Raw genomic sequence first — 9848 nt, forward strand, 5'->3', positions numbered from 1 at the left:
TGAGCCGCGCGATGGCCCGCAGCGTCGAGGTTTTACCCGCGCCATTGCGGCCCAGAAGTGCGAGAATTTCGCCCTCGTGCACGTTAAAGCTGATGCCCTGCACGATATAGCTTTCGCCATAGTAGGCGTGCATGTCCCAGACCGACAGAAAGGCGGGGGCCGTTGCTGCCTGGTTGGCATTTTTGGAGAAGTCGGGTTTGACGTTCATCGGTTATGATCCTTTTTGCTTTCGCAATCTGATCCGGGGCGCGCGGGGGCTCCGGGCCGGGAAACGGTCGGTCTCAGGCGGCGGTCTGGGTTTCGCCCAGATAGGCTTCGCGCACCTTGGGGTGACCTTTGATGTTGTCGGGCGTGTCCTCGACCAGGGGCGTGCCCTGGGCCAGAACGGTGATCCGCTGCGCGAGGCTGAACACGACGTGCATGTCATGCTCGATGATCGCAATGGTGATGTCGCGCTCGTCGCTGATCTGTTTCAGCAGGTCGATGGTGTTGTTAGTATCGGCACGCGCCATACCGGCAGTCGGTTCATCGAGCAGCAGCAGGCGGGGTTCCTGGCTCAGACACATGCCGATCTCAAGGCGGCGTTTATCTCCGCGTGACATCGAACTTGCTGTCATATGGCGCTTGTCAGCCATTTTCATCTCTTCGAGCATGTGTTCTGCCCGTTCGATGATATCTGTCTGAGACATAACCGCCCCGATGGCGTTCATCCCGAAGGCGCCGTCGCGTTTGGCAAAGCAGGGGATCATCATGTTTTCGAGTACCGACAGATCACCGAAGATCTCAGGGGTCTGAAATACCCGGCTGATGCCCATCTGGTTGATCTCATAAGGCTTGCGCCCCAGCACCGACTGGCCGTCAAACATGACTGACCCGGTGTCGGGGATAAGCTTGCCCACCAGACAGTTGAGCAGCGTGGATTTACCGGCCCCGTTCGGGCCGATAATCGCATGCACCGAGTTCTCCGCGATGGAGAGATTTACATCCCCCAGCGCCTGCAACCCGCCGAACCGTTTGCCGACGTTTTTAACTTCGAGAATTCCCATTACGTCGTCTCCTTATTCCGCCGGCGGCGTGTTGCGTTGCTTGGCCGCGTCAAGCTCGGCATCCGAACTGTTGCGGTCCTTACGGCGGAAGATCCGTCCGATCCTCTGCCCCCCTTCGACAAGGCCACCGGGTAGGAAGATCACGACCATCATAAACATGAGGCCCAGCGTGAGGTGCCAGCCTTTGCCGATGAAGGGATGAATGACGAAGACCACGAAATCTTCAAGACCATCGGGCATAAATGCAAACCACTGGTGCAGCACGTTGTCATTGATCTTAGAGAAAATGTTCTCGAAGTACTTGATAAAGCCTGCGCCCAGCACAGGGCCGATAAGCGTGCCGGCACCGCCAAGGATGGTCATCAGAACCACTTCGCCAGAGGCCGTCCACTGCATGCGCTCCGCACCAGCAAGCGGATCCATCGCTGCCAGCAGACCACCTGCAAGCCCGGCATACATGCCGGAAATCACAAAGACGGCCAGCGTGTAGGGTTTGGTGTTCAAACCGGTGTAGCTCATGCGCTGCTGGTTTGACTTCACAGCGCGCAGCATAAGGCCAAAGGGCGAGCGAAAGATTCGGATGGCCAGATAGAAGGCCATCAGCATGAACACGACGCAGAAGTAATAGCCCGCGTTGAAATCGAAACTCCAAGCGCCCGCGTCCAGTGTATAGGTCGAGCGCATCTCAACGAGCCCAAGAAAGTGCGGCGCGGTTTCGCCGGCGCTTAGCAGGATCTGCGGATCAGAAGTATAGACCTGCAGTCCGGTCTCGCCGTTGGTAACGGTAGTGCCGAGAAAACGTCCGATGAGATCAGAGTAGGAGATCGCGAACATCATCTGCGCGAAAGCAAGCGTCAGGATCGAAAAGTAAATGCCCGACCGCCGCAGACTGATAAACCCAATGGCCAGCGCGAAGATGCCGCTTACGATAACCGCGAGGACGAGGCCCGGCAGGACATTGTAATCCAGAAGCTTGTACATCCAAACCACTGCATAGGACCCGATGCCCAGAAATGCCGCGTGACCAAAGGATAGATATCCGGTCAGGCCAAAGAGCAGATTGAAGCCGATGGCAAAGATGCCAAAGATAATGAAACGCTGCATAAGGTCAGGATAGCCTGCATTGAACTGCGCCATCGCCGAACTGGTTGGGAACGGGTTCAGGATAAAGGGAGCGAAGACTGTAAGGATCGTAACGACGATCAACAGGGTGGCGTCTGTCTTTTTCAAACCAAGCATGGCTTATTCCTCCATCACGCCTTTGCGGCCCATCAGGCCACGTGGACGCGTCAGCAAGATGATAATTGCGACGACATAGATGATGATCTGATCGATACCGGGCAGAATATTCTTAACCTCGTTCATCGAGGCAAAACTCTCGAGGATACCGAGCAGAAAACCTGCCAGCACCGCACCGGGAAGCGAGCCCATGCCGCCGACAACCACCACAACGAAGCTGAGCACCAAAAAATCCATGCCCATGTGATAATTGGGCGAGTTGATCGGAGCATACATGACCCCGGCCAGCCCCGCGACCGCGGCCGCTATTCCGAACATTATGGTAAACCGTTTGTCGATGTTAATGCCCAGCATGCCAACAGTTTCGCGGTCTGCCATGCCTGCGCGGACGACCATGCCGAAGGTGGTGAACTGCAGGAAGGCAAAGACCCCTCCGATGATCACGGCCGAGAAGGCAAAATACACAAGCCGCCAGTATGGGTAGATGATGGCGTTCGGGTCAAAGCCGAGCAGTACACCGAAATCAAAGCTGCCGCGGAATAATTCTGGCGCCGGAGTGGGGATGGGGTTGGCGCCATAGAAATACTTTATGATCTCTTGCAGCACGATGGCGAGGCCGAAGGTCACGAGGATCTGATCGGCGTGGGGCCGTTTATAGAAGTGCTTGATCAGCCCGCGTTCCATGACAAAACCGATGAGTACCATTACCGGAATGCAAAAGAGAATGGCCAGCGGCACCGACCAGTCGATGATTCCTGCTCCTAGACTCTCGCCGAACCAGCTCTGCACGTAGGGTGTTTCCACTTTCAGCGGGTTGCCCAGAAAATCTTTCTGGGACTCGTCGAGCGTGACGTAGCTGAGAGTAAAGATGCGCTGCAGCGTAACAGCACAGAAGGCACCAATCATAAAAAGCGCGCCATGGGCGAAGTTGACGACGCCGAGCGTGCCAAAGATCAGCGTCAGGCCAAGTGCAATCAGGGCATACGCTGACCCCTTGTCCAGGCCGTTGAGTATTTGAAGAAGGATTGCGTCCATGGTCCCCACCTTGTCCGGAATTGGGGTCGCGACACCGGGCGCCGCGACCTGAGGAACGGTGCGCGCGACATCGCGCGCGCACCGAAAGCAGCTTACGCGCCCGGGTTGCAGGCACCCAGATCGCCACCGGCGAACATCGGATGATCAGGTTCGTATTCCACCTGAGCACGCGGCGTGACTTCGACGATTTCCAGTGTGTCGTACTGGTTGGTCGGGTTCTCTGTACCCTTCATAACCAGCACATCTTTGAAGCACTGGTGATCGTCGGCACGGTAAAGGACCGGACCGTTACCCAGCCCGTCGAACTCAAAGCCTTCCAGAGCTTCGACCACACCACAGGGGTTGAAGGTGCCTGCGCGCTCAACCGCATCCGCATAAAGCAGCGTCTGCACATAGCAGGTGTGAGCTGAGTTGGATGGCGGACGACCATACTTTTCACCGAAGGATTGGGTGAAGGCCTTGGAACCCTCATCCTGCAGTTGCCAGTTCCAGTTCATGGAGCCGAACACCCCCTGCACGTTGGCGCCGGCACCCGCAGCCATCAGCTCGGAGTAAAGCGGCACGACAATTTCGAACTGCTTGCCGTTGACCATTTTGTCCTGCAAACCGAACTGCACTGCGTTGGTCAGCGAGTTGACCATGTTCCCACCGTAGTGGTTCAGAACCAGCACGTCGGCGCCGGAGTTTAGAACCGGTGCGATATAGGAAGAGAAGTCTGTGCTTGCCAGCGGCGTCAGTACGTTGTTGACGGTCTGCCAGCCCATGGCTTCAGTGGCGGCCTGCATGGAAGCCTGCTGTGTCCAGCCCCATGTGTAGTCAGCCGTCAGGTGATACGCGCGACGGTCTGCACCATAGGCGTTCTGCAGCACAGGCGCGAGGGCCGCACCGGACATATAGGCATTGAAGAAGTGACGGAAGCCGTTGGCTTTTTTGTCCTTACCCGTGGTGTCGTTGGAGTGCGTCAGGCCCGCCATGAAGATAACGCCGGCTTCCTGGCAGAGGCCCTGTACGGCCACGGCCACGCCCGAGGAAGAGCCGCCGTTGATCATGATAGCGCCGTCTTTTTCGATCATCGATTTGGCCGATGCGCGGGCTGCGTCTGATTTCGTCTGCGTGTCGCCGGTGACGAATTCGACTTTCTTGCCGAGGATGCCGTTTCCCTGCAGCGCTTTGGAGCTGAAGGTGTTCATCATGCCGCCATCGCCCTCTCCATTGAGGTGCTGGACCGCGAGTTCCTGAGCGCGCAGCTCGTCAAGGCCTTCTTCGGCGTAGGGGCCTGTCTGAGGTACGTTGAAGCCCAGTGTGACTGTGCTACCGGTGGGTGCGTTGGTGAAGCCGCTGTGGCCGTCCGCGCGCAGATACGTCGGCAGCGACAGGCCGGCGGCGCCGGCGACAGCGCCGGTTTTGAGCAGACCACGACGTGTAAAGTTCGATTTGGACATGAAAATCCTCCCAGTTGTTTTAATCAGGCTGCCGCCAGGGTCTCCTCCCACCGGCAACATGAGGCACAAAGGTGCAGTTAGCTTATCGCCTGTGGAGTGAAAATTGCGCAACAAGTCCCTTGAACTGAACAATTATTTTGTAAATAATTCGACAGATCAGGGGTGGAGTTTGTAAATTTTATGATATTGCAGCGCAGAAACCCGTTGAAATTGCCGGACATTCAGGAGCACAGATCATGCCACGCGAAGGACTGACCGGCAGCCGTATCCGCGAACGGCGTTCCGTGGCGGGGCTGAGGCAGGCGGAACTGGCCCGCAGTCTGGGGATATCGGCCTCTTACCTCAACCTGATCGAGCATAACCGGCGCAGAATCGGAGGCAAACTGCTGGTGAATATCGCCCGGGCCCTCGGCGTTGAGCCGTCGGTTCTGACCGAAGGTGCTGAGGCCACGCTCATTGCGACGCTGCGCGAAGCGGCCACGGACGCCAGCCTTTCGGCCGAGGAAACCGGGAGGGCCGATGAGCTTGCCGGGCGCTTTCCGGGCTGGGCTGAGGTGCTGGCGGCAGGGCACCGGCGCATCGCCACGCTGGAGCGCACCGTCGAGGTGCTGAATGACAGGCTGACGCATGATCCGCAGCTTGCCGCCTCGGTGCACGAACTGTTGTCAACGGCGGCGGCGATCCGTTCTACTGCCTCAATCCTCGCCGATGAAAAGGATCTCGAAGCCGACTGGCGTGACCGCTTTCACGCCAACCTTGACCAGGACAGTCTGCGCCTTGCGGACAGCTCCAGGGCGCTGGTTGAATATTTCGAGGCGGGGCAGAGCGGTGAAGACACATCTTCCAGCCCGCAGGATGAGCTTGATGCCTTTCTGGATGCGAACGCCTGGCGTTTTGATGCCATCGAGACCGGTGAGAAAACACCCGGTGACATCATCGCCGCCGCTCCTGAGCTGCGCCAGCGCGCGGCCCGGCAGCTTGCCGGCACGGTGTTAGACCGGGTTGCCGCAGACGCCGCCCGCGTTTCCCTGAAGGACCTGCAGGCGGCTCTGGCGGAACACGGGCCCGACCCGGTTGCGCTGGCACGGCACACCGGCGCGCCGGTGGCGCTTGTTCTGCGCCGCATGGCGAGCCTCGCCGAGCCCGAGTGCGGTCTGGTGATCTGTGACCGCGCCGGCAGCATCGTGTTCCGCAAACCTGCCGGGCAGTTCGTGATCCCGCGATTTGCGCCCGCATGTGCGCTCTGGCCGCTTTTTTCCGCACTGAACCAGCCCGGACAGGTGCTGCGCATCCCTGTGGTGCAGCTGGGCCGGGGGCGGACGGCCTTTGACTGCTTTGCTGTGGCCGAAACCATAGGCGAGCCGGTCTATAACATGCCACCGCTGATGCAGGCGACGATGCTGCTGATGCCGGTTGCAGCACCGGCGCCTGAGGACGCGTTGCAGGTCGGATCCACCTGCCGTGTCTGTCCGGCGGAGCGCTGCCCGGGCCGCCGCGAGCCGTCGATCCTGCGCGAGGGGGTCTGAGGCCGCTTGAGCCATGTCAGCCCGTCGCGCCGGTATTGTGTCAGGTATCATTGCAGAACTGCGCCGCGGCAGGCAAAGAGGGGCTGGCAGGCTTTTGACTTGGCTGCAGAAAAGCGCGATAACCTGAGTATGGGTTCCGGACGGAGGCCTGCATCCGGTGCAGACCCGGAATGCCCTTTGGGAGGAGGGTCAGATGAGCAACCACGTGCTGTTGGTCGAGGATGAGGTGAACATCATCGAAGCCATCCGGTTTCTGCTGAGCCGGGAAGGCTGGACCGTCGACACCCATTCCGACGGATCGGACGCCGCCGATGTGATCCGGGCCAGAAAGCCGGATATCGTGATCCTCGATGTAATGCTGCCAGGCAGGAGCGGCTTTGACATTCTCGAAGAGCTTCGCAGTGATGCGCAGACGGCGGACCTGCCGGTGCTGATGCTGACCGCGCGCGGACAGAGCCGCGACCGTGAGACGGCCGAAAAGGCCGGTGTCAGCCGGTTCATGACCAAGCCGTTTTCAAACGCTGAAGTGCTGACAGCCGTGCGCGATCTGCTCTACGTGCACCGGCAGAGCACCTGAGCCCATGGCAGGCGGCCGGCCACCTCTTTTTCTGGAACGGCGCAGCTACCGCCAGCGCAGGCTGATTGATGCCGTGCGTCTGCTCGCGGTGCTGGCTGCGGGGCTGTGGATGATCCCGCTGATCTGGGCTGACGGCAGCGACCCGCAGGCCGCGGCTGTGCCGATGTCCCGGGCGCTCTTTTACATTTTCGGCGTCTGGTTTGCGGTAATCCTCGCAGCCTTCGTGCTCTCCGGGCGGATGCGGCGCATGCCTGACCCTGGCGGAGAGGGCGCGGAGGGCGCAGAGGAGCCCGGCCGGTGACCTCACTGAACCTGCTTATTGCCGTCTGCTTTGCCTATGTCACCTTTCTCTTCGGTGTGGCTTTCATCGCCGAGCGCATGGGGGTGCGGGGCCGCGCGGGGTGGCTGCTGCGCTCGCCGCTTGTTTATACTTTGTCGCTGTCGATCTACTGCACGGCCTGGACGTTTTACGGGGCGGTGGGCAATGCCGCGCGGTCGGGGCTCGAATATGTGACGATCTATCTGGGGCCCAGTATCGTGATCATCGGCTGGTGGTTCGTGCTGCGCCGTCTGGTGCGCATCGGGCGCAGCCACAAGGTGACCTCGATCGCCGATCTGATCTCATCGCGGTACGGCAAATCCAACGTGCTGGCGATTGTGGTCACGGTGATGGCTGTGATTGGCGTGACACCCTATATCGGGTTGCAGCTGCAGTCCGTGACCCTGTCGCTCTCTATTTTTTCTGCCGCGGGCGATGCCTCTGTCACGCCGGACACCGACAATCCGGGCGGGCTCTGGATCGCCGCCGGTCTGGCCCTTTTTACCGTGGTCTTCGGCACCCGTAATCTGAACGCGAACGAGCGCCACCACGGCGTGGTCATCGCAGTTGCCGCAGAGGCGGTGGTTAAGCTGGTGGCGCTGCTGGCGGTCGGGATATTTGTGGTCTGGGGCATTGCGGGGGGACTTTCGGAGACCTTGGCGCGTATTGACGCCTCGGCCCTTGGCACCTGGCAGACGGATGGCAGCCGCTGGGCCACGCTGACCTTTCTGTCAGCCACCGCGTTTCTGTGCCTGCCGCGGATGTTTCAGGTGCTGGTCGTCGAAAACGATGACGAACGTCATCTGCAGATCGCAAGCTGGGCCTTTCCGCTCTATCTGATGCTGATGAGCCTTTTTGTGGTGCCCATCGCGGTGATCGGTCTTGAAGTGCTGCCGCAGGGGTCCAACCCGGATTTCTTTGTGCTCAGCCTGCCGCTCAGTCAGGGACGCGAAGGTCTGGCGATGCTCAGTTTTCTCGGGGGGTTCTCATCTGCCACCTCGATGGTCATCGTGGCGACGCTTGCGTTGTCAACGATGGTCTCCAACCATGTGGTGATGCCGGTGTTCCTGCAGCTGCGCAAAGGTGGAGCGACACAGTCGGGCGACGTGCGCAACGTGGTGATCCTGTCGCGCCGGCTCTCTATCCTGGGCATCATCGGTCTGGGCTATGTCTATTTCAAAGCCTCTGGTGGCTCCGGTGCGCTGGCGGCAATCGGTCTGATCTCATTTGCCGGCGTGGCGCAGTTCCTGCCCGCGATGATCGGGGGCCTGTTCTGGCGCGGGGCCACGCGGCTGGGTGCGGTGACAGGGCTTGCCACCGGTTTTGCACTCTGGATGTACACCATGCTGTTGCCGAGCTTTGGCCCGGATGCGGTGCTGTCGGACGCTGTTTTCGAGACCGGCCTTTTCGGTCTGCACTGGCTGCGGCCGCAGGCGCTCTTTGGCATCACGGGCATGGATCCGACGGTACATGCGGTTTTCTGGAGCATGACGCTCAATGCGCTGGTCTTTGCGCTTGTATCCCTCGTGAGCTTCCCGCTGCCGCTCGAGCGGTTGCAGGGCGCGCAGTTCGTGAATGTTTTTGATCATTCGGCCCAGACGCGCAGCTGGAATGCCACCGTCGCCGAAAGCGAGGATCTGATGATCATGGCGCAGCGGATTCTGGGGGCTGATGAGGCGTTGCAGCTTTTTGCGGATGAGGCGCACAACCAGGGATTGCCCGGGCATCTGCCGGAACCCACGCCCGCCTTTCTGCAGCGACTTGAGCGGGTTCTTTCGGGTTCGGTCGGGGCGGCGACGGCACATGCGATGATCGGCCAGATCGTGGGCGGCGCTTCGGTGTCGGTGCAGGATCTGATGGCGGTGGCGGACGAATCCGCGCAGATGCTTGAATATTCCAGCCAGCTTGAGGCCCAGTCAAACGAGCTCAGCAAGACCGCCGCACAACTGCGCACGGCCAATAACAAACTCATGCAGATCAGCGCCCAGAAGGATGCCTTTCTCAGCCAGATCAGCCACGAACTGCGCACACCGATGACCTCGATCCGGGCCTTTTCAGAGATACTGCGCGATACCGAAGGTCTCGGGCCGATGGAAAAGACCAGATACGCAAGCATTATCCATACAGAGGCGATCCGGCTGACGCGGCTGCTGGATGATCTGCTGGATCTGTCGGTGCTTGAAAACGGCCAGGTCACGCTCAACCGTGAAACCGGAACGCTTGGCGATGTGCTGGATCAGGCGGTCGCAACCGCCCGGGCAGGTGCATCGCGTGAATTGTCGGTCAAACGGCGGCGTCTTGACGAGGCGATCATGCTGGACACGGATCTCGACCGGCTGAGCCAGGTGTTCATCAATCTGATCACCAACGCCGCTAAATACTGTGCTGCCGACAGTCCCGAACTGCGCATTGTTGCGGGGCAGAGAGGGGACGCGGTGGTCATCGACTTTATCGACAACGGGGCGGGGATCCCTGCGGGTGCGCGCGAAATGATGTTTGAAAAATTCAGCCGGATCGGAGCCCAGGACAGCAATGGCGCCGGACTCGGTCTTGCGATCTGCCGCGAAATCCTGACACGCCTCGGGGGGCGCATCACCTATCGCGACGGCACCGGCGGAACCGCTTTCCGGGTCGTGCTGCCGCAATCGCTGGCCATGGCTGCAC

Annotated in this window: 9 protein-coding genes; 4 read left to right on the plus strand and 5 right to left on the minus strand. The window is 60.1% G+C overall.

The window, feature by feature from the left end; translation table 11 throughout:
- The 5 genes from Q0M35_RS14610 to Q0M35_RS14630 all read right to left on the minus strand — a co-directional run.
- The coding region (locus Q0M35_RS14610) for an ATP-binding cassette domain-containing protein (protein WP_295316571.1) at window positions 1-208 on the minus strand (208 nt) is incomplete at its 3' end.
- A 73-nt stretch (window positions 209-281) separates the two neighbouring features.
- Window positions 282-1046, minus strand: coding sequence for an ABC transporter ATP-binding protein (locus tag Q0M35_RS14615; protein WP_295316573.1), 765 nt, complete (start codon window positions 1044-1046; stop codon window positions 282-284).
- A 12-nt stretch (window positions 1047-1058) separates the two neighbouring features.
- Entirely contained in the window at window positions 1059-2285 is a 1227-nt protein-coding gene (locus Q0M35_RS14620) for a branched-chain amino acid ABC transporter permease (RefSeq protein WP_295316575.1), read from the minus strand.
- Window positions 2286-2288: 3 nt separating this feature from the next.
- Window positions 2289-3320: a branched-chain amino acid ABC transporter permease gene (locus Q0M35_RS14625; RefSeq protein ID WP_295316576.1), complete on the minus strand. Its 1032-nt coding sequence runs from the start codon at window positions 3318-3320 to the stop codon at window positions 2289-2291.
- Window positions 3321-3412: 92 nt separating this feature from the next.
- Complete coding sequence (locus Q0M35_RS14630; RefSeq protein ID WP_295316578.1) at window positions 3413-4762, minus strand: substrate-binding protein; 1350 nt, start codon at window positions 4760-4762, stop codon at window positions 3413-3415.
- A gap of 236 nt (window positions 4763-4998) precedes the next feature.
- Here Q0M35_RS14630 and Q0M35_RS14635 point away from each other — a divergent pair, with 236 nt between their 5' ends.
- From Q0M35_RS14635 to Q0M35_RS14650, 4 genes are all read left to right on the plus strand, one after another.
- The gene (locus tag Q0M35_RS14635) at window positions 4999-6288 is read left to right on the plus strand and encodes a helix-turn-helix transcriptional regulator (protein WP_295316580.1); all 1290 of its coding nucleotides are present in this window, start codon (window positions 4999-5001) and stop codon (window positions 6286-6288) included.
- A gap of 193 nt (window positions 6289-6481) precedes the next feature.
- The gene (locus Q0M35_RS14640) at window positions 6482-6865 is read left to right on the plus strand and encodes a response regulator (protein WP_295316582.1); all 384 of its coding nucleotides are present in this window, start codon (window positions 6482-6484) and stop codon (window positions 6863-6865) included.
- A 4-nt stretch (window positions 6866-6869) separates the two neighbouring features.
- Window positions 6870-7166 carry a hypothetical protein gene (locus tag Q0M35_RS14645; RefSeq protein ID WP_169640880.1) on the plus strand — a complete coding sequence of 99 codons (297 nt, stop codon included), beginning with the start codon at window positions 6870-6872 and terminating at the stop codon, window positions 7164-7166.
- Window positions 7163-9848, plus strand: a 2686-nt coding sequence (locus Q0M35_RS14650; protein ID WP_295316585.1) for an ATP-binding protein, incomplete at its 3' end; no start/stop codon positions are given. The genes Q0M35_RS14645 and Q0M35_RS14650, both read left to right, overlap by 4 nt.

It is taken from the genome of Roseobacter sp. (assembly GCF_024639605.1).
Lineage (GTDB): Bacteria > Pseudomonadota > Alphaproteobacteria > Rhodobacterales > Rhodobacteraceae > Roseobacter.

What these genes read in the sequence shown, in the direction of transcription:
- Q0M35_RS14640 (WP_295316582.1), top strand. Translation starts at nt 6,482, where the DNA reads ATGAGCAACCACGTGCTGTTGGTCGAGGATGAGGTGAACATCATCGAA.
- Q0M35_RS14615 (WP_295316573.1), bottom strand. Translation starts at nt 1,046, where the DNA reads ATGGGAATTCTCGAAGTTAAAAACGTCGGCAAACGGTTCGGCGGGTTG.
- Q0M35_RS14625 (WP_295316576.1), bottom strand. Translation starts at nt 3,320, where the DNA reads ATGGACGCAATCCTTCTTCAAATACTCAACGGCCTGGACAAGGGGTCA.
- Q0M35_RS14645 (WP_169640880.1), top strand. Translation starts at nt 6,870, where the DNA reads ATGGCAGGCGGCCGGCCACCTCTTTTTCTGGAACGGCGCAGCTACCGC.
- Q0M35_RS14635 (WP_295316580.1), top strand. Translation starts at nt 4,999, where the DNA reads ATGCCACGCGAAGGACTGACCGGCAGCCGTATCCGCGAACGGCGTTCC.
- Q0M35_RS14630 (WP_295316578.1), bottom strand. Translation starts at nt 4,762, where the DNA reads ATGTCCAAATCGAACTTTACACGTCGTGGTCTGCTCAAAACCGGCGCT.
- Q0M35_RS14620 (WP_295316575.1), bottom strand. Translation starts at nt 2,285, where the DNA reads ATGCTTGGTTTGAAAAAGACAGACGCCACCCTGTTGATCGTCGTTACG.